Genomic DNA, 19,500 nt, shown 5'->3' on the forward strand with positions numbered 1-19,500 from the left:
GCAAGAAGTGAGTCACGTCCACGCAGACAAGCGCAGGTCCACGGGATCGGTGGCGCGTCGAGTGGCGGCCGCGTGTGCCGCTGCGACCCTGTCGGTCGCGCTCGTCGCGCCGCTGTCCAGTGCCGACACCCTGTCCGACCTGCGCGGTGGCCTGCGGGACAACCGGGCCCAGCAGAATTCTCAGCGCGGAATCGTCGAGCAATCGCAGCAGAATGTGAGTTCGGCGACCCAGGCGCTCATTGATTCCCACCAAAGATTGGCGCACGCCCAGGCCGTTCTTGCCGACATCGCGGTCAAACTCGAAATGGCGCGCGAGAATGACTCCCGGATCGCCAAGGAATTGGCTGAGGCCCGGGCCGAGTTGAAGGCCGCGAAGCGGCGGGTCGCCAAGGCCGAGGCAGAGGTGGCGGCCCAGGTCGCGCTCATCGGTCAGGCCGCGCGCGAGTCGTTCCAGCAGCAGACGGACCTGCGGGGGCTGGCGGTGGTGTTCGGCTCCGAGACCCCGGCGGAGATGAGCCAGCGCCTCCAGTGGAACACGACCGTCTTCGACACCCAGGCCGCCGAGAAGGCGCGACTCGATGCCGTCCGCGCCGAGCTCGAGGCGGCCCGCCGTTTGCAGGCCGAGATCGAGGCGCGCATCGCCGCCGAGAAGGCCGCATCGGAGGAGTCGGTCGCGCGCATCGCACGACTCGAACGACAGGCCGAGGCGCAACGCGGCACGGTGGCCGCGCTGGTGTCGGCGAACGAGGCCGCCCGCGCCGCCGCCCAGTCGGAGCTCGACGCGGACGAGGCGAACTTCCGCTCCCTACAGGCGGACGAGCAGCGGCTGCAGGCTCAGATCCAGGCGGAGATCGAGCGGATCCGCGCCGAGGAGGAGGCCCGTCGCAAGGCTGAGGAGGAGGCGCGTCGCAAGGCCGCGGAAGAGGCCGCACGCAAGGCGGCCGAGGCCCGCAGGCTCCAGCAGGAGGCGGAGGCGGCCGAGCGACGTCGTGCAGCGGATGCGGCCGAGCGACGTCGTGCAGCGGATGCGGCCGCCAAGCAGCGGGCCGCCGACGAGGCCGCCCGCGCGGCGGAGCAGGCGCAGCAACGGTCTGCGGCCCAACCGCCGCGCGACACGCCGGCCGTCCAGCCCTCCCGCTCGGGGCCGCGCATGTCCGCCTATGGATTCCAGCGCCCGGTGGACGCCAGCTACGGCTCGGCCTTCGGGCTCCGCTTCCACCCGATCCTGCAGTACTGGCGCCCCCACAACGGCGTCGACCTGGGTGCACCCACGGGCACGCCGATCTATGCCGCCCAGTCCGGCACGGTGATGCAGGCCGGCCCCAACGGAGGCTTCGGCAACTTCGTCCTGATCGGCCACGGCAACCTGATCGACGGCAAGTACGTGACCACCGGCTATGCGCACCAGTCGCGCATCGTCGTGGGTGCCGGGGAGAAGGTCGAGCGGGGCCAACTCATCGGCTACGTCGGCAACACCGGCTTGTCGACCACCCCGCACCTGCACTTCGAACTGCGGCTGAACGGCACCCCGGTCAACCCGGTCCGCTACGTGGCCTGACCCGCCCGCCATGGCACGAGTGCCGTCCGGCTATATGCTGGGCGGCACTTCGCGTCTGGAAGGAGCCCGCTGCCGATGCCGCGACCCGAAGGGCGAGTCCTGGTCGCCCAGAACAAGAAGGCCCGTCACGACTACCACATCGGTGACCGTGTGGAGGCCGGCATCGTGCTGCTCGGCACGGAGGTGAAGTCGCTGCGCGCCGGTCGGGCGTCCCTCGTCGACGGGTTCGCCACGATCGACGATGGCGAGGTCTGGCTGCGCGGCGTGAACATCCCCGAGTACAAGTTCGGGACCCACCACCATGGCCCCCTGCGCACCCGCAAGCTGCTGTTGAACCGTCGCGAGATCACGAAGCTGGAGAAGGAGGTCGCCAACTCGGGCCGCACCCTGGTTCCGCTGTCGATCTACTTCAGCGACGGGTACGCCAAGGTCGAGATCGCGGTCGCCACCGGCAAGAAGGACTGGGACAAGCGCCAGACCATCGCCGAGCGCGACGCCAACCGCGAGGCCCAGCGTGCGCTGGCGACCCGCAACAAGAGGGGACGTTGAGGTGCCCGGCGGCGTACGCCGCTCCCTGTCGGCCGTCGCGGGCCTGATCCTCGCGTTGGCGTGGACGCTCGGGGTCGCTACGCCGGCGCACGCTGCAGGGGACACCTACGATCGCTTCGACGCGGCGTACACCGTCACGCCCGAGGGCGTCCTGAAGGTCACCGAGACGATCGTCCTGCGCTTCGGGTCCGACTCGGGGCGCCACGGCTACGAGCGCTACCTCGTCACGCGTGAGCCGTTCGACGACCAGCAGGACATGGTCTACGAGATCAGCAACATCACGGTCAGCAGTCCCAGCAACGTGTCGACCGCGAGCCAGGTGTCGAGGTACTCCACCACCGGGCGCGAGGCGGTCACCCGGATCCGCATCGGTGATGCCAACCGAACCATCCAGGCGCCGACGGCGACGTACGTCATCTCCTACGACGTCCGGGGTGCACTGCGGACGCCGGACCAGACGGGGGTTCCCGAGCTGTACTGGGACGTGACCGGCTCGACGATGGGCGCCATCCGCTCCTCGACGGTCACGGTGGCCGTGCCCGGCGGCGTCCAGGGAGCCACCTGCTTCATGGGTCCGCCCCGCTCGACCACCGAGTGCAGCCGCGCCGCCGTGTCCGGGGACACGGTCACGTTCAGCAACGACGACGGGATCCCCGCGGGAAGCCTGATGACCATCGGCGTCCAGCTGGACGGCGCTGCGGTGGCCAACGCGACTCCGATCCGCGTCGAGCGTGGCGATGCCGCCGAGATGCGCGCCACCCGCGTCATGCAGGGCGCCGGCGCGGTGGCAGCCGTCGCCATCCCGGTGGCGGGTTTCCTCTACTACCGGCGCCGGGGGCACGACGAGCGGTACGCGGGCGTGCCCCCGGGCACCGTCCCGCTGGCGGGGGAGCCGGGCAGGGTCGAGCGCAACGACCCGGACATCCAGATCCCCGTCGCCTTCGCACCGCCCAAGCTGCCCCTGACGTATGCGGGCTTCCTGATGGACGGGCGCTACAGAACCGAGCACCTGACGGCAACACTGGTCGGGCTCGCCACGCACGGGGCCATCACCCTTTCGTCCGAGGGCAACCCCCGCGCGGAGCTCCGGGACCCCCGCGGCGTGCCCGATGACCCGAGCGCCCTGCTGCTCGGCGAGCTCTTCGAGGGCCGCGAGCGGACCGTCCGCCTCGACCGTGCCGGCCAGTTGGCGGACGCCTCCGACGCGCTCGAGCGTGACGCGCGTTCGGTCGCCCTCGGCAACCAGTGGTTCCGGCAGGTGGCACGTGGGCGCAAGAGCGGATCCACCATGGGCTTGTTGTGGGTGGCCATGTTCTTCGCCGTCTTCTTCTTCGACGTGCGGCTGTTGGCCGGCATGGGCTGGTTCCTGGTGCCCGCCACGATCGCGCTGGTGGTCACCCTGATCGTGGTGAGGACCAAGATGGCGCGCGGCCAGCGCACAGCACTGGGCCGGGCCTGGACGGATCAGGTCGAGGGGTTCCGCACCTACATCGCCACCGCCGAGGCCGACCAGCTGACATTCGAGGAGGGCGAGGACATCTTCACGAAGTACCTGCCCTGGGCCGTGCTGTTCGGCCTGGCGGATCGCTGGGTGCGGGTCTGTGACGAGGCGATCGCACTGGGCCGGATCGCGCGGCCCGACGCCTCCTGGTACGGCGCCTCCGTCTTCGACGCGAACCTGCTGCTGTGGCAGCTCAACGCGCTGAACCACTCGATCCCGACCTCCACGGCGCCATCGGTCGCCTCGCACGGGCCGAGCTTCAGCAACGACATCGGTTTCGGCGGGGGCGGCTCGGCGTTCGGTGGTGGCGGCTTCTCCGGCGGCGGTGGCGGCGGTGGGGGTGGCGGCTCCTGGTAGGGGGCGACTCCTGGTGGGGAGCCGACACTCAGGAATGTCTCACTCGCGCCGGCTGGTGGGCTCGACACTCAGGGATGTCACGTCTGCGCGCGTGGCAATCCCGCTCACGACGTGGCATCCCTGAGTGTCGGCGCTGCAGCGCGATGGAACAGGATCAGCGAACGCCCACGAGGTCGCAGACGAACACCAGGGTCTCGTTGGGCTTGATGACGCCGCCGGCGCCGCGGGCCCCGTAGCCCAGGTGCGGGGGGATGGTGATGCGACGGCGTCCGCCGACCCTCATGCCCGCGATACCGGTGTCCCAACCCTGGATGACCTGGCCGGCACCGAGGCCGAACACGAGCGGTTCGCCGCGGTCGTAGCTGTTGTCGAACTCGGCCCCGTTCGACCAGGCGACGCCGGTGTAGTGGACGGCGACCTGCTGGCCGGGCACGGCTTCGGGGCCGGTGCCGACCTCGAGGTCGTCGAGCACGAGCTCGGTCGGGGCGTCGGTGTCGGGGATCTCAATGATGGGCTTGTCCATGGTCCCAGCGTAGGGGGGAGAGGGGCCGATCCGGGGAACGCCGGATGGCCGACGGCCCTTAGGCGGGCAGCATGGGTCCATGATCAACCACCACTCCCTGGATCTCCGCGTCGGCGATGTCGAACGGTCGAGTGCCGAGTCCGCGCTCCAGGACGCCTACTCCGCCGGGCGACTCGATGAGGTCGAGCTCGACGAGCGGTTGGGGATGGTGATGACGGCACAGACGCGCCGGGACCTGAACGCCAGCCTCGCCGGCCTGCCGCCCCGCATCATGGCGCCGCAGCCGCGCGTCGCGCACCACCCTCGGGCCACGGGCCTGGGGGCCGTCGCGCACCTCTCGTCCTTGTTCACCTGGATCTTCGGGCCGCTGTTCTTCTACGCCGTCGCCACGCCCGGGACGCCGGCGCGCCGCGAAGCCGCCAAGGCGTTCAACTTCCAGCTCATCGCCGGGTTGCTGCTCCTCGCCACCGCCATCGTCGGAGGCGTCCTCCTCCCCGAAGGGGTCATGGGCCCGCTCATGGGGCTGGGCTGGCTCGGCTGGCTGGTGCTGACCATCACGGGCGGGGCACGTGCGCTGTCCGGCCAGCCGTTCAGCAATCCCGTGACGCGCCTCATCCGGCTGGAAGCTCTGCGCACCGACGGGCGTTGATTGTGTGGCGGTGTTCGCATCGCCTATGCTGGAGAGCTCCCGGTCTCCCGGGAGGACAACTCAACAGGGGGTGACTGGTTTCGACTTGGGACGGTAGTCCCAGGAGAAGCGGGCCGAGGAGCCAGCGACATCTCGTTAACGAACGCTGGGAACCAACAACTGCCGACAACCATCGCGCAGACTTCGCTCTCGCTGCCTGATCAGTGATCGAAGGGTCAGCCCGGGTTTAGCCTTCGACCCGGTTCCTGGCCTCATCTAGAAGGCTTGCTGGTCGTTTGACGCCGTGGCGGACGACCGGGACTCAACCAGGGCTGGGCCTGTCCGTGACGTGCCGATGCCGAGCACGGGGGCCGAGTAGAACGACACCATCGGCTGCGCCCGGAGAAGACCTGGTTCGCCTCTCGAGGACGCGGGTTCGACTCCCGCCACCTCCACCCCTTGACCCGCAACGGTCCCGGCTCGAACGAGCCGGGACCGTTGCGTTTCCGTGCCATGATGCTGGGGTGGACCCGGACATCGTGAGCGCGCCGTTGCAGCCCGGCACGTTGCTGGTCGCCGGTGTCGAACTGTCGGACGGCATCTTCGACGGCGCCGTCATCCTGCTGCTCGACGTGGATGCCTCGGGCGCGCTCGGCGTCGTGCTCAATTCCTACACCGAGGTCGACCTCGCCAGCGTCCTGCCCGGGTGGGACGCCCTGACCACGTGGCCCCACCGGCTGTTCGACGGGGGACCGGTCTCCCAGGAGGGCGCCATCTGCCTGGCCGCGCCCGTGCACCCCACCGAGGAGCCGCCGGGGTGGCGGAACCTGTTCGACCGGGTGGGGTTGTTGCACCTGGAGACGCCGATCGAACTGGCTGCGGGGGCCTACCGCGACCTGCGGATCTTCGCCGGCTATGCGGGCTGGGCCCCGGGACAGCTGCAGGGCGAGGTCGCCCAAGGCATGTGGCACCCCGTCCACGGGCGCCACGCCGACGTCTTCGATCCGGATCCGGAATCCCTGTGGCGCCGCGTGCTGGCCCGTCAGGGCGGGCAACTAGGCTGGCTGTCAACGTGGACGCCCACGCCGGAGCTGAACTGAGGGGGTATTGGTGACTGTGACGGGCAGCAAGGTCCTCGTGGTTGACGACGACGTGGCCCTGGCGGAGATGCTCCAGATCGTGCTGCAGGCATCGGGTTTCGAGACGGCCTGGGTGGGACGGGGCGATGAGGCGGTGGACGAGTTCCGACGGTTCCGCCCGGATCTGGTCCTGCTCGACCTGATGCTCCCCGGACGTGACGGGGTGGACGTGTGCCGCGACCTCCGTGCCGAGTCCGATGTCGCCATCGTCATGCTGACCGCGAAGTCCGACACGTCCGACGTGGTGGAGGGGCTCGAGGCCGGTGCCGACGACTACGTGGCCAAGCCGTTCAAGACCCAAGAACTCCTGGCCCGGGTGAAGACCCGCCTGCGCCGCTCGGCACCTCCGGGGGAGGACCCGGTCGTCCTGCGCATCGGCGACATCATGATCGACGTGGATGCCCACACCGTCCACCGCGGCGAGGAGCCCATCGCGCTCACCCCGCTCGAGTTCGACCTGCTCCTCGCCCTCGCCCGCAAGCCCCGTCAGGCCTTCACGCGCGAACTCCTGCTCCAGGAGGTCTGGGGTTACCGCCACCCGGGTGACACCCGCTTGGTGAACGTCCATGTGCAGCGGCTCCGCAGCAAGATCGAGCGCGACCCCGAGCACCCCGAGATCATCGTGACGGTCCGGGGCATCGGTTACCGCGCGGGGACGCCCAGCGCGCCATGAGCCGGCTGGGCCGCGTGCTCGGTGCCCCGGTCCGGTGGTGGTCCCGGTCGCTGTCGTTCCGTGTGGTCACCAACAGTGTGCTGGCAGCCCTGGTCGTGTTCGGGATCACGGGGTGGCTGCTGGTCGACCAGTCCACCCGCGGCATCCTCGTGGCCAAGAACGACCAGTCGGTGTCCGAGGCGTCAGCGGTGCTGGATGGCATGCAGGCCTCGCTGCGGGACGCCGATCTGCGGACGTCCACCGTCAACGAGCACCTCACGCGCCTGGCCCGCGATGTCGCGAGCCGCGGCAACGTCGGTGACCAGTACGACCTGATCATCTCGGGGCCGGTCTCGGACATCACCTCGGCCGGGGTCTCCGTCTCCTCGGTTCCGGTGGCGATCCGGGAAGCGGTCGCCGCGGGTGGCCAGGACCTGTTCACGACCCCCACGTCCATCTCGTTCACCGACGGTCGGACGCCGCGCGCCGGCCTCGTCGTCGGCGGCGCGCTGTTGGCCCCCGGGTCGGGGCGCTACCCGGTGTACTTCCTGTTCGGGATGGAGCAGGAGCAGAAGACCCTCGAAGTCGTGCAGCGGGCGGCGCTCCTGGCCGCGGTCGTGTTCCTCCCCCTCATGACGGGGCTGATGTACCTGATCTCCCTCCAGGCGCTGCAGCCGATCCGGGCGGCCCGCGAGACCTCCGAGCGCATCGCCGCCGGTCACCTGGACGAGCGCATGATGATCCGTGGTTCGGACGACCTGGCGGGCCTGGGGCGATCCATGAACCACATGGCCGACGAACTGGGTCGCAAGATCCAGGAACTGGAGAACCTCTCGCTCGTCCAGCGCCAGTTCGTCTCCGACGTGAGCCACGAGCTGCGGACGCCGCTGACGACCGTCCGCATGGCCGCCGACGTGCTGTACGACGGCCGCGACGGGTTCGACGTGCTCACCCGCCGCTCGACGGAACTCCTCAAGGGCGAGCTCGACCGCTTCGAGCACCTGCTGACCGAGCTGCTGGAGATCAGCCGGTTCGATGCCGGCGCCGCGGAACTCCAGATCGACGACGTCGACCTGACCGAGTTGGTCGCGACGGAGATCGCCGCCCAGCAGCCCCTGGCGGACGCGTACGACACCAAGCTCGTCCTGCACGCCCCGGGGACGGCGCGCTGCCGCGTCGACCCCCGGCGCGTCCGCCGGATCGTCAGCAACCTGCTCACCAACGCCATCGAGCACGGGGAGGGACACGACGTCGTCCTCTCGGTGGCCGCGAACGAGGACGCCGTGGCCATCACGGTCCGCGACCACGGCGTGGGTTTCAGCGCGGCGCAGGCCCACCAGGTGTTCACGCGCTTCTGGCGGGCGGATGCGTCGCGGCAACGCACGGTGGGCGGCTCGGGGCTGGGCCTGTCGATCGCGCTGGAGGACGCTCAGCTGCACGGCGGCTGGCTCAACGCCTGGGGACGTCCCGGGCACGGCGCCCAGTTCCGGCTCACCCTGCCGATCGAGCCGGGCGCGACGGTCCAGGTGTCGCCGCTGCCCGTCGTGCCGGCGGAGTGGAGGGCGTCATGACCCGGACCCGGCTCCTCCTCCTGCTCGTCGTCCTGGCCGTCGCCGCGGCCGGGTGCAGCGGCGTCCCCACGAGCGGCCCCGTCGAGCGGGTGCAGGCGACGCCCGGCCGGCTCAATCCCGGCGTGATGATCGCGCCGGCCCCACCCGGGCGGAACGCCACCCCGATCACGGTCGTCGAGGGCTTCCTGCACGCCATGGCGTCCTCCCAGCCGGACTACCGCGTGGCGCGGACCTACCTGACCGCCGACGCGGCGGGGCGCTGGGATCCGGGGGCCGGCGTCCGGATCTATGCCGAGGGAAACCCGGTGGTGGCCACGGACGAGGGTGCGGTCCTCCGGGCGCCCGTCGTGGGGAGCCTCGACCCGTCGGGCGCCTACCGGCAGTCCGTGGAGACGATCGACCACGACTTCGGGCTCCTCCGCGACGCCGACGGCCAATGGCGCATCGGCCACCCACCGGAGGGCCTCCTCATCTCGGAGTACCTGTTCTCCAGCGCCTTCACCCGGGTCACCCCCTACTTCTGGGGGCCGGGAGCGCGCTGGTTGGTGCCGGACCCGCGCTACTTCCCCCGGGGGCTGGGGGCGTACGAGGGTGCGGCCGAGGCGGTCATCGGCGGTGCGACGGACTGGCTGGCCCGGGCCGTCGAGCCACCGTTGGCGGACGTCGCCCTCGAGCGGGTGGAGGTTTCGTCCACCGGTGTCGCGCAGGTCTCTCTGCGTCAGGGGTCGCGAGCCCTGACGCCCCCGGAGCAGACCGCGCTGGCCACCCAGCTCGCCTGGAGCTACCGATCCTTCGAGTCGGTCGTCGCCATCAGCCTGGGCTGGGCCGGTGAGGACCCGTGGTCGATCGAGCCCTACGGCACGACGATCCCCGTGAGCGGGTTCCCCGAGGCGGACCCGACCGCGCGCCAGGGGAGCCGGCAGCTGTTCGCGCTGGCGGACGGGCAGATCGTTCGGGTCGTGGAGGGGACCCGCGGGATCGAGCACCTCCCCGTCGCTCCCGGCGCCACGGGAGTGAGCCATGCGGCGGTCCGCCCGGATGCGCTCGTCGCGGTGGCCGTCGTCACCTCCGACCGCAGCACCTTGGAACTCACGCCGCTGGGGGAGTCGGTCGTCACGCCGGTGGGGACGGGGATTGGGCTGCGGCGCCCGCAGTTCGACCGCTTCGGCGACATCTGGGTCAACAACGATGCCGGCGAACTGGGTCGCGTCCCCGAAACCGGGACCTTCACGCCCGTTTCCGTGGACGGGCTGGGGGACGCCCGGGTGGGGACCTTCCGGCTGGCGCCGGACGGCGTCCGGATCGCGCTCCTCGTCGAACGCCCGGGCGGGCAGCAGGCCGTGGGCGTGGCCGTGGTCGTCCGCGGCCGCGATGGCGTCTCGGTCCGGGACTGGCGCGAACTACGGGTGAGCACGACGTCCGTCGCCAAGCTGGCCCCGCTCGACGTGGGGTGGCGGGCCGCGGATTCCCTCCTCGTCCTGGTCAACGACGGGCGGACGAGCACGGTGCAGGCCGTCGCCCAGGACGGTGCGACCATCGTGCCCATCGGTCCCACGGAGGCCGACGGCCTCGTCGAACTCGCCGTCGCCCCGGGGGCGCCGCCGATGGTCCGGGCGTCCGACGGCCGGGTGTGGCGCTACAACAGCGACCTGCGCTGGTCCCAGCACGACGTCGACCTGACCTCGGTGTTCTACCCCTGACAGGGGCCGCCTAGTGTCCGGGTCGTGCCGGGACGGTTGGTGGACGCCGCAGCCTCACTGCTGCTGGGGGCGGCGTGCCCCGGCTGCCGGACGCCGTGCGCCGGCCTCTGCGCCACCTGCAGCACGCAGGTGCGGGCCGCGGAGCCCTTCACGGTGCCGGATGCCCGGTGCGGTGTTCCGGTCGTCGCCGCCGCTGCGTACGCGGACGTGTGGCAGCGCTGCATCGTCGCCTACAAGGAGCGCACCGGCTGGTGGCTGGGTGGGCCCCTGGGGGAGTCGCTGGCCCTCGCGGCGGTGGAGGCGGTGCGTGCGGTCGGGCGACCGGACGGAGGCCTCACGCTCGTGCCCCTGCCCTCCCAGCCACGCTCGGTGCGCGAGCGCGGGCTCGACACGACGCTGACCTTGGCGAGGGTGGCCGCACGCTCCCTGGCCAGGGCGGGGTTGCCCGCGCGCGTCGAGCCCACGCTCCGCCACGTCCGGGCCGTGGCGGACCAGTCGTCCCTGGGGGTGGCCCACCGCCTCACCAACCTGGCCGGCGCGCTGGTGGCCCGGCCCCTGTCGATGGGGGACGCGGGTCCTGGGGACCTCCGCCTCGTGGTCGACGACCTGACCACCACCGGCGCCAGTCTGGCCGAGGCCTGCCGGGCGCTCGACCGGGCCGGGACACCGGCGTCCGCCTGCGCGGTGGTGGCGGCGACGCCGAGGCGGTGGGGCGCATGAGGGCGACCCACCGCCTCCGCCGCTCAGATGGCGGCGATCCCCACCTCACCGGTCCGGACGCGGACGACCGACTGCACGTCGGTCACCCAGACCTTGCCGTCGCCCACCTGTCCGGTACGGGCGGCGTCGGCGATCACGGACACGAGGGGGTCGGCCTCCTCGTCCTCACAGAGGATCTCGAGCTTCACCTTGAGGATGAAGTCGATCGTGAGGGTCTCGCCCCGGTAGACCTCCGTGTGCCCACGCTGGCGGGCATAGCCGGAGACCTCCGAGACGGTCATGCCCTTGACGCCGTAGCGGACGAGGGCGCGCTGGACGTCGTCCAGGCTGTCGGGCTGGATGATGGCGGTGACGAGCTTCATGACGAGGCCTCCTCGGTGAGTTCCGACGCCGGCAGGTCGTCGGCGTCCAGCAGCAGCGAGCGACGGACGCCCGTGCCGGCCAGGGCGGAGTAGTAGACGGGGGACAGGTCGTAGCCGACCTCGGAGTGCTGGCCCAGATCGATGCCGCGCAGTTCCTCGGCCTTGCTGACGCGGAAGCCGACGGTGCGGTGGATCGCCGTCCCGATCAACCACGTGACGACGAAGGAGTAGGCCAGGACCACGGTGGCCCCGATGAACTGGCGCCAGAGTTGGTCCACGCCGCCACCGTGGAACAACCCGGCGACCCCGGCGGGCGAGGACGGGTCGGCGAACAGCCCGATGAGCAGCGTGCCGACCAGCCCGCCGACGAGGTGGATGCCCACGACGTCCAGCGAGTCGTCGTACCCGAGGGCGTTCTTGAGCCCGACGGCGTAGGCGCAGGCGACCGCGGCGACGGCACCGATGGCGAGGGCGCCCAGCGGGCTGACCGATCCGGCCGCCGGGGTGATGCCGACCAGGCCCGCCACGACACCCGAGGCTGCCCCCAGTGAAGTGGGATGGCCGTCGCGGAGCTTCTCGACCGCGAGCCAGGCGAGCATGGCTGCCGCGGTGGCGGCCAGGGTGTTCACCCAGGCGACGGCCGCGGTCGTGTTCGCCCCCAGTGCCGAACCGGCGTTGAACCCGAACCACCCGAACCACAACAAGGCTGCGCCCAGCATCACCAGCGTCATGTTGTGGGGACGCATGGGGCGGTGCCCGAACTCGACCCGCTTGCCGACGACCAGCGCCAGGGCCAGGGCGGCCGCGCCCGCGTTGATGTGGATCGCGGTACCCCCGGCGAAGTCGATGGCCTTGATCGAGTTGGCGATGAACCCGCCCGAGCCGGCCGTGAGCCCGTCGAACGCGAAGACCCAGTGCGCTGCCGGGAAGTAGACGAGGGTGGCCCACACCACGGTGAACAGCGTCCAGCCGGTGAACGTGGCCCGGTCGGCTATCGCGCCCGAGACCAGGGCCACCGCGATGATCGCGAAGCAGGCCTGGAAGCCGGCGAACGCGAGGGCCGGGACGGTGCCGACCACGGCGTCCCCGCCCATCAGGCCGGCGAGGCCGGCGAACTGCGCGGGGTTGCCGACGAGGCCGTTGACGCTGTTGCCGAAGGACATCGAGTAGCCGTAGAGGATCCAGAGGACCCCCACCGTGCCCATGGTGACGAAGCTCATCATGATCATGTTGAGGACGCCCTTGGCGCGGACCATGCCGCCGTAGAAGAAGGCGAGGCCCGGTGTCATCAGCAGCACGAGCGCTGCGCTGATGAGGACCCAGGCGGTGTCGCCGGTGCTGATGTCGTTGACCATGGGTCCACTCTCGGGCTCGCGTGTTTCACCTCCGTGTTGCCCGGGTTCCGACTTGGTTACCCGGGGTTACGAGCGTGTTTCCGGGGCCGGTGGCGGGAGCCGGGTGGCCTGAGCCGCGCGGGGGGGAGGTGACGAGCAGGGGTACGGAAAGTGAACCCACGCGAACGCGTGAATGTCGGGCTGTTCCGCGCTAGGTTGTGGTCATGGCACCAACCGCCGGCCCCTGACCCGTCAGGGGTGGTGGGCGTGGGTGCTTTTTTGTTACCCGAACAAGGAGGTTGACATGGACGTCATCGTCACCGGTCGTCGCATCAGCATCAACGACGACTTCCGGGAAAAGGTCGCCGAGCGGATGTCCGGGATCGAGAGGTTCCGAGATCGTGTCCAGCGGGTCGAGGTGCAGGTCTCCGCGAACCAGCACAAGCGGCCCGACCAGGCGACTCAGGTCGAGATCACCCTGATCGGGAAGGGGCCGGTCGTCCGGTCCGTGGCGTCGGCCGATGACAAGACCATTGCCTTCGAGTACGCCCTGGACAAGATGAAGTCCCAGCTGCGCCGTGCCCAGGACCGCCGCAAGGTGCACCGCGGCCTGCGGGTCTCGGACACCCTTGAGGTTCCGCCCGCGCCCGAGTCGGCCTCGTCCCAGGAGACGCCGCCCGTGCGGCGCATCGCCGGGCTCGAGGTGACCGGTGACGGCCCCTTGGTCGTCCGCGAGAAGATCTTCCCCGCCACGCCGCTCACGCTGGCGCAGGCGCTGGACGAGATGGAACTCGTCGGGCACGACTTCTTCCTGTACGTCGACGCCGAGACCTCGGCGCCGAGCGTGGTCTACCGCCGCAAGGCGTACGACTACGGCGTCATCCACTTGGACGTCAACGCGGACGAGTGACCGACCCGCTCCGCACGGCCGGGCATCGGGGGCGACCCTGATGCCCGGCCGTCGTCTGTCCCACGCCCAGGCCCGCCGGGTGGCGCTCGCCGCCCAAGGGTTCGGACGCCCGCGTCCTGCCACCGTCACCATGCGTCACGTGCAGGCCGAGATCCGTCGGGTCGGCCAGTTCCAGATCGACTCGGTCAACGTGGCGGTCCGCGCCCACCTCATGCCGTTGTTCGCCCGGCTGGGCCCCTACGACCCCACCTTGCTCGACCGCGCCTGGCAGCGAGCGCCGCGCCACGCGTTCGAGTACTGGGGGCATGCCGCCTGCCTGATCGACGTGGAGCTGGAACCGGCCCTGCGCCTGCGCAAGCGCTCCCTCGCGACCCGGGAGCGCGCGAGGTTCTCGGCCATCCTGGCCGACAAGCCGGATCTGGCGGACCGCATTCTCGCCGACGTGGCCGAGCGCGGCCCGCTGACGCCGCGCCAGATCGAGAACGACGAGGTGCGCCGCAAGGAGCACTGGGGTTGGAACTGGTCGGAGGCCAAGTACGTCCTGGAGCACCTGTTCAACGTCGGGACGTTGTCCATCGCGGGCCGGAACGCGGCGTTCGAACGGCTGTACGACCTCACCGAGCGGGTGCTCGCGCCCGCCGTGCTCGCCACCCCCGACCCCGACGACGACACCTGCCGCGACCAACTCGTCGCGCGGGCCGCCCGGGCGCTCGGTGTGGCGGACCTCACCGCGCTCAGCGAGTACTTCTACCTGCGCAGGGCCGAGACGTCCGCGTCCGTGCAGCGGCTCGTGGCCCGCGGTGAGTTGGAGGCCGTCGAGGTGGCCGGCGTCCCCGGACAGCACTGGCTGTGGCACGAGGCCCGGATGCCGCGTTCGCTGCACGCGCACGCGCTGGTCAGCCCCTTCGACTCGTCCGTGTTCGAACGGCGACGTCTGGAGGCGATGTTCGGCACGCGCTACCGCATCGAGATCTACGTCCCTGAGCCCCAGCGCGAGTACGGCTACTACGTGTACCTGTTCTGGCTCGGCGACTCCCCGGCCGCGCGGGTCGACCTGAAGGCGGACCGGACCCGCGGCGTCCTGGTGGTGCGGTCGGCGTGGCTGGAGGAGGGCCGGGTGGCCGCCGGGGTGGCCCCGGCGCTGGCATCCGAACTGCACCTGATGGCCGGCTGGCTCGGGCTGGCCGATGTGGCGGTGGCTCCCCGGGGCACGTTGGCCACGGCGTTGGCGTCCGCGGTGTGAGGCCTTCCGTCGGTGGACCCCCTACGATGGGGAAAGGTGCCGCGCCGGCGCCGACCGGACGACGAGGAAGCACAGACACGTGGGCCTGCTGGACAAGCTGATGCACCTGGGTGAGGGGCGCCAGATCAAGCGCCTGGAGACGATCGCCAAGCAGGTGAACTCCATCGAGCCGGACTTCGAGGCGATGACGGACGAGGAGCTCCGCGCGCAGACGGCCGACTTCAAGGAGCGGCTGGCCAACGGGGAGACGCTGGACCAGTTGCTCCCCGAGGCGTTCGCCACCGTGCGTGAGGCCAGCAGGCGCGTCCTGGGCAAGCGGCACTTCGACGTGCAGCTCATGGGTGGTGTCGCCCTGCACCTGGGCAACATCGCCGAGATGAAGACCGGTGAGGGCAAGACGCTGACTGCGACCCTGCCGTCCTACCTGAACGCGCTGACGGGCAAGGGCGTCCACGTGGTCACGGTCAACGACTACCTGGCGAAGTACCAGTCCGCGCAGATGGGCCGCATCCACCACTTCCTCGGCCTGAGCACCGGCGTGATCCTGCAGCACATGAACCCCGTCGAGCGCCGCGAGGCCTACGCCGCCGACATCACCTACGGCACCAACAACGAGTTCGGCTTCGACTACCTGCGCGACAACATGGCCCTCTCGCTGGAGGACTGCGTGCAGCGCGGCCACCACTTCGCGATCGTGGACGAGGTCGACTCGATCCTCGTCGACGAGGCCCGCACGCCGCTCATCATCTCGGGCCCCGCCGAGGACAACAAGCGGTGGTACCCGGTCTTCTCACGGCTCGCGCTGCGGATGATCCGCGACACGCACTATGAGGTCGACGAGAAGAAGAAGACCATTTCGGTGATGGAGCCCGGCATCGCGCTCGTCGAGGACCGCCTGGGCATCGACAACCTCTACGAGTCGGCCAACACGCCCTTGATCAGCTACCTCAACAACGCGATCCGCGCCAAGGAACTGTTCAAGCGCGACAAGGACTACATGGTCACCGCCGAGGGCGAGGTCGTCATCGTCGACGAGTTCACCGGCCGGACGCTGGTGGGACGACGCTACTCGGAGGGCCTCCACCAGGCGCTGGAGGCCAAGGAGGGCGTGGAGATCAAGGAGGAGTTCCAGACCCTCGCCACGATCACGCTCCAGAACTACTTCCGCATGTACGAGAAGCTCTCCGGCATGACCGGCACGGCGAAGACCGAGGAGAGCGAGTTCCAGAAGATCTACGGCCTCGGCGTGCTGCCGATCGCGACGAACCGGCCCATGATCCGCGTGGACCAGGCCGACCTCATCTACCGCACCGAGGACGCCAAGTTCGACGCCGTGGTGGCCGACGTGGTCGAGCGTCACGCCGCGGGACAGCCGGTGCTGCTGGGCACCGCCTCCGTCGCGAAGTCGGAACTGTTGAGCAAGAGGCTCCTTCGGGCGGGCGTCCCGCACGAGGTGCTGAACGCGAAGAACCACGCACGGGAGGCAGCGATCGTCGCGCTGGCCGGCCGCAAGGGCGCCGTCACCGTCGCCACCAACATGGCCGGCCGCGGCACCGACATCATCCTCGGCGGCAACCCGGAGTTCCTCACCGACGCGGTCCTGCGTGACAAGGGCCTGGACCCGGTCGAGACTCCGGACGAGTACGAGGCGGCCTGGGCCGAGCTCTACCCCCAGGTCGAGGAGCAGTGCAACGCCGAGCACGAGCAGGTCGTCGAGCTCGGTGGCCTCTACGTGGTCGGTTCCGAGCGCCACGAGAGCCGCCGCATCGACAACCAGTTGCGTGGTCGTTCCGGCCGCCAGGGCGACCCGGGCGAGTCGCGGTTCTACCTGTCGTTGCAGGACGACCTCATGCGCCTGTTCAAGGCCGACCTCATCGAGCGTGTCCTCCTGGTGCTGAACGTGCCGGACGACGTGCCGATCGAGAACAAGCAGGTCACCAACTCGGTGGCGAGCGCGCAGGAGATGGTGGAGAGCCAGAACTTCGAGATGCGCAAGAACGTCCTCAAGTACGACGACGTGATGAACCGCCAGCGACACACGATCTACGGGGACCGCCGTCGGGTGCTCGAGGGTGCCGACGTGGACGAGCAGCTCCGCGCCGCCGCGGCGAAGGTCGTCGAGCAGGTCGTCCGGGAGCACACACAGGGCTTCGCGGAGGACTGGGACCTCGAGCCGCTGTGGTCGCAGCTCCGCACCCTCTACCCGGTCGGCCTCGACATGGCCGACTACGAGGACGGCCAGGCGACCGCAGACGAACTGGCCGCGGACTTCGTGGCCGACGTCTCGCGCGCCTACGACGCCCGTGAGGAGCAGCTCAGCCCCGAGGTCATGCGCGAGGTGGAGCGCCGGGTCGTGCTCAGCGTGCTGGACCGCAAGTGGCGCGAGCACCTCTACGAGATGGACTACCTGCGCGAGGGCATCGGCCTGCGGTCGATGGCCCAGCGCGACCCGCTCGTGGAGTACCAGCGCGAGGGGGGCGACATGTTCAACGCGATGATGGGCGCCTTCCTGGAGGAATCCATCGGCTACGTGTTCAACCTCGAGGTCAACGTGCAGCCGCAGGTCGGGGTCGTCCGGGACGCCGCGGGCGCGCCGGTCGACGTGGCCGCGGCGGCCCACCAGCTCACGTACTCGGGCCCCACGGACGCCGGCGGCGTCGAGGTGCACGGTGACGAGGAGCCCGCGGAGCCCGAGGCCGCTGAGCCGGCCAACCGCAAGCAGCGCCGCTCCAACCGGAAGCGCAAGTAGGTCTTCGTCTCACAGGCCCGTCCGCTCACGAGCGGGCGGGCATGCGACCGTCCGGGGCCAGGCCGGCTTCGAGCGTGGTGACCACCCAGCGGACGGTTCGCCGCTCGATGCGTACCGCCAGCGCGACGCAGCGTGTTGTGGACGCGAGCCGGGCGGACGCCTCGACCACGCCGTCTCTGGGACTCTGCAGGCGCAGTCCGGCCAACCGCATGCCGCCCGCGGCGCCCGAGCGCACGAGGTGCTCCAGCAGCACGGCGACGCGGGGTGTCAGCAGGGGCCGCAGCTGGGCGAGGGGACGGTGTCCCGCCAGCGTCTCCGCGACGGCCCGGGTCACGGTCCGCGCGACGCGTTCCGCGTCTGGGCCGACGTCGTGAACGGGTCCGGACAGGTCGGCGACGTCTCCGTCCGGCAGGGCGGGTTGGGGGCCGACGACGTCCGTCACGGGTAGCGACAACGTGACCGGGCGCGGACGGGTGAGAGGCGCGGGACGGGCCTGGACGGAGGGGGACATGGGACCACTGTGCGGCCCGGCGGGTGTCCGGGACCAGCAGGCCGAGGGTCACCGTGTGGACAACTCATGCGATGCTGGGGACATGCTCGTGTTCGTCCCCCTTGCCCAGACCGACCTGGCCGACTGGGCCACGACCGGGAAGCGTGACGTGTCCGGCTTCGCCGCCACCCCCGTCTTCCTGGAGTCCTTCGGCCTGACCGCCCCTGACACCGAGGACGCCGACCTGACCCTCCTCGAGGTGGCGGGGATCGCCGGCCTGCTGGCCCACGGCGTCCGCCTGGTCGCGGTCTGCGAGACGGACGCCGCGGGTGCGGAACCGGCCGAGTTCGGGGCCGTCGTGGCCGAGGGCGTCCGCTGGAGCACCGTCGAGAGCCTGTTCGCCGATGACGAGGACGGCGCCCGGCGCGCGTCCGCCGCGCGGGACGAGATCGGGGCGTGCACGCTCGACGAAGCCTGGGAGTCCGACGCCGTCAGCGACCTCCTGCGGGGCACCGAGCTGCTGTGGCACGGTTCCTCTGAGTGGGCGCGCCTGTCACACTAGGGCACATGCCTCGTAGCCTGTGGAAGGGCGCCGTCTCCTTCGGCCTCGTCACGATCCCGGTGAAGCTGTACTCGGCCACCGAGGAGAAGGACGTCACGTTCCGGCAGGTGCACCCGGCCGACGGGGGACGCATCAAGTACAGACGTGTCTGTGAGGTGTGCGGTGAGGAGATCCCGTACGCCGAGATCGCCAAGGGGTACGAGGCCGCCGACGGCCGCATGGTCATCCTCGAGGCGTCCGACTTCGATGACCTGCCGCTGCCCACGACCAAGCAGGTCGAGATCGTGCAGTTCGTCGAGTTGGGCGAGATCGACCCCACCGCGTACAACAAGTCGTACTTCCTGGAGGCCGAGGGGCCGGGTGCCAAGCCGTACGTGCTGCTGCGTGAGGCCCTGAAGAAGGCCGGCAAGGTGGCGGTCGTGAAGGTCGCGCTCCGCTCGCGGGAGTCGCTCGCCCTGATCCGGGCCGCGGACGAGTTGTTGGTGATGCACACGTTGCTCTGGCCGGACGAACTGCGCGACGGCGCCTTCGCGGCCCCTTCGGGGGAGATCAAGGCCTCCAAGGGAGAGGTCGACATGGCGAGCATGTTCATCGACCAGCTGACGGCACCCTACGACCCGACCCAGTTCACCGACTCCTACCGGGAGGCGCTGGAGGCCGTGGTCGCCACCAAGCTGGGCGAGGCCCCGGCACCCACGGAGTCGGTGGAGCGGGCCGAGGGCACCGGCGACGTCGTCGACCTGGTGGCCGCGCTGAAGGCGTCCGTCGAAGCGGCCAAGAAGCGGCGCGAGGCGGCGGCCAAGGGCGCCGAGGCGCCGACGAAGAAGGCCAAGAAGGCGAGCTGACCCCCGTTTTCATCGCCGGTCGAGTTTCCGGCGGCAGGATTGCATGCGCGGAGGTCGAGGGTCGCGAACTTCTGCCGTGCGTTTCCTCCTGCGCGTCGGTCGCTGCG

At 70.5% G+C, this 19,500-nt stretch carries 18 protein-coding genes and 1 other RNA gene; 15 read left to right on the forward strand and 4 right to left on the reverse strand.

Going from position 1 to position 19,500, the window contains the following annotated elements:
- Positions 1-7: 7 nt before the first annotated feature.
- The 3 genes from AC5YDA_RS02760 (at position 8) to AC5YDA_RS02770 (ending at position 3,965) form a co-directional block, all read left to right on the forward strand.
- Positions 8-1,558 carry a peptidoglycan DD-metalloendopeptidase family protein gene (locus AC5YDA_RS02760; protein ID WP_496188861.1) on the forward strand — a complete coding sequence of 517 codons (1,551 nt, stop codon included), beginning with the start codon at positions 8-10 and terminating at the stop codon, positions 1,556-1,558.
- Between the two features lie 75 nt (positions 1,559-1,633).
- Positions 1,634-2,107, forward strand: a complete 474-nt coding sequence (smpB, locus tag AC5YDA_RS02765) for an SsrA-binding protein SmpB (RefSeq protein WP_496188860.1) — start codon at positions 1,634-1,636, stop codon at positions 2,105-2,107.
- 1 nt (position 2,108) lies between these two features.
- The gene (locus tag AC5YDA_RS02770) at positions 2,109-3,965 is read left to right on the forward strand and encodes a DUF2207 domain-containing protein (RefSeq protein ID WP_496188859.1); all 1,857 of its coding nucleotides are present in this window, start codon (positions 2,109-2,111) and stop codon (positions 3,963-3,965) included.
- 154 nt (positions 3,966-4,119) lie between these two features.
- On the opposite strand, the gene AC5YDA_RS02775 is transcribed toward AC5YDA_RS02770, so the two are convergent.
- Complete coding sequence (locus tag AC5YDA_RS02775) at positions 4,120-4,488, reverse strand: FKBP-type peptidyl-prolyl cis-trans isomerase (RefSeq protein ID WP_496188858.1); 369 nt, start codon at positions 4,486-4,488, stop codon at positions 4,120-4,122.
- 79 nt (positions 4,489-4,567) lie between these two features.
- On the opposite strand from AC5YDA_RS02775, the gene AC5YDA_RS02780 reads away from it, so the two are divergent.
- The 7 genes from AC5YDA_RS02780 (at position 4,568) to AC5YDA_RS02810 (ending at position 10,898) form a co-directional block, all read left to right on the forward strand.
- Entirely contained in the window at positions 4,568-5,137 is a 570-nt protein-coding gene (locus tag AC5YDA_RS02780) for a DUF1707 domain-containing protein (protein WP_496188857.1), read from the forward strand.
- A gap of 66 nt (positions 5,138-5,203) precedes the next feature.
- Positions 5,204-5,574: a transfer-messenger RNA gene (gene ssrA / locus AC5YDA_RS02785) on the forward strand.
- A 66-nt stretch (positions 5,575-5,640) separates the two neighbouring features.
- On the forward strand, positions 5,641-6,216 hold the full coding sequence (locus AC5YDA_RS02790; RefSeq protein ID WP_496188856.1) for a YqgE/AlgH family protein: 576 nt from the start codon (positions 5,641-5,643) through the stop codon (positions 6,214-6,216).
- A 10-nt stretch (positions 6,217-6,226) separates the two neighbouring features.
- Positions 6,227-6,928 (forward strand): MtrAB system response regulator MtrA, encoded by a 702-nt coding sequence (mtrA, locus tag AC5YDA_RS02795; RefSeq protein ID WP_496188855.1) that lies wholly within the window; start codon positions 6,227-6,229, stop codon positions 6,926-6,928.
- Positions 6,925-8,478 carry an MtrAB system histidine kinase MtrB gene (mtrB, locus tag AC5YDA_RS02800; RefSeq protein ID WP_496188854.1) on the forward strand — a complete coding sequence of 518 codons (1,554 nt, stop codon included), beginning with the start codon at positions 6,925-6,927 and terminating at the stop codon, positions 8,476-8,478. Before mtrA ends, mtrB begins: the two co-directional genes overlap by 4 nt.
- Positions 8,475-10,178 carry an LpqB family beta-propeller domain-containing protein gene (locus AC5YDA_RS02805; RefSeq protein WP_496188853.1) on the forward strand — a complete coding sequence of 568 codons (1,704 nt, stop codon included), beginning with the start codon at positions 8,475-8,477 and terminating at the stop codon, positions 10,176-10,178. The genes mtrB and AC5YDA_RS02805 overlap by 4 nt, the downstream gene beginning before the upstream one ends.
- A 24-nt stretch (positions 10,179-10,202) precedes the next feature.
- Positions 10,203-10,898: a ComF family protein gene (locus AC5YDA_RS02810; protein ID WP_496188852.1), complete on the forward strand. Its 696-nt coding sequence runs from the start codon at positions 10,203-10,205 to the stop codon at positions 10,896-10,898.
- A gap of 23 nt (positions 10,899-10,921) precedes the next feature.
- On the opposite strand, the gene AC5YDA_RS02815 is transcribed toward AC5YDA_RS02810, so the two are convergent.
- Positions 10,922-11,260: a P-II family nitrogen regulator gene (locus tag AC5YDA_RS02815; protein WP_496188851.1), complete on the reverse strand. Its 339-nt coding sequence runs from the start codon at positions 11,258-11,260 to the stop codon at positions 10,922-10,924.
- Positions 11,257-12,615, reverse strand: a complete 1,359-nt coding sequence (locus tag AC5YDA_RS02820) for an ammonium transporter (RefSeq protein WP_496188850.1) — start codon at positions 12,613-12,615, stop codon at positions 11,257-11,259. The genes AC5YDA_RS02815 and AC5YDA_RS02820 overlap by 4 nt, the downstream gene beginning before the upstream one ends.
- 283 nt (positions 12,616-12,898) lie before the next feature.
- Between AC5YDA_RS02820 and hpf the strand changes: the two genes are divergently transcribed.
- The 3 genes from hpf to secA all read left to right on the forward strand — a co-directional run bounded on the left by hpf (position 12,899) and on the right by secA (position 17,496).
- Positions 12,899-13,504 (forward strand): ribosome hibernation-promoting factor, HPF/YfiA family, encoded by a 606-nt coding sequence (hpf, locus tag AC5YDA_RS02825; RefSeq protein WP_496188849.1) that lies wholly within the window; start codon positions 12,899-12,901, stop codon positions 13,502-13,504.
- Positions 13,505-13,544: 40 nt separating this feature from the next.
- Positions 13,545-14,747, forward strand: a complete 1,203-nt coding sequence (locus tag AC5YDA_RS02830) for a winged helix-turn-helix domain-containing protein (protein ID WP_496188848.1) — start codon at positions 13,545-13,547, stop codon at positions 14,745-14,747.
- A gap of 79 nt (positions 14,748-14,826) precedes the next feature.
- A complete protein-coding gene (gene secA / locus AC5YDA_RS02835; RefSeq protein ID WP_496188847.1) occupies positions 14,827-17,496 on the forward strand; it encodes a preprotein translocase subunit SecA in 2,670 nt (889 codons plus the stop codon).
- A 25-nt stretch (positions 17,497-17,521) separates the two neighbouring features.
- Here the strand turns inward: secA and AC5YDA_RS02840 are convergent, their stop codons facing one another.
- Positions 17,522-18,007 (reverse strand): Rv3235 family protein, encoded by a 486-nt coding sequence (locus AC5YDA_RS02840; protein ID WP_496188846.1) that lies wholly within the window; start codon positions 18,005-18,007, stop codon positions 17,522-17,524.
- 82 nt (positions 18,008-18,089) lie between these two features.
- On the opposite strand from AC5YDA_RS02840, the gene AC5YDA_RS02845 reads away from it, so the two are divergent.
- Together AC5YDA_RS02845 and ku are read left to right on the forward strand one after the other, a co-directional pair.
- Positions 18,090-18,548 (forward strand): DUF6912 family protein, encoded by a 459-nt coding sequence (locus AC5YDA_RS02845; RefSeq protein ID WP_496188845.1) that lies wholly within the window; start codon positions 18,090-18,092, stop codon positions 18,546-18,548.
- A gap of 5 nt (positions 18,549-18,553) precedes the next feature.
- Positions 18,554-19,393, forward strand: a complete 840-nt coding sequence (ku, locus tag AC5YDA_RS02850) for a non-homologous end joining protein Ku (RefSeq protein WP_496188844.1) — start codon at positions 18,554-18,556, stop codon at positions 19,391-19,393.
- Positions 19,394-19,500: the final 107 nt, after the last annotated feature.

The organism is Propioniciclava sp. LT294, from assembly GCF_059516005.1.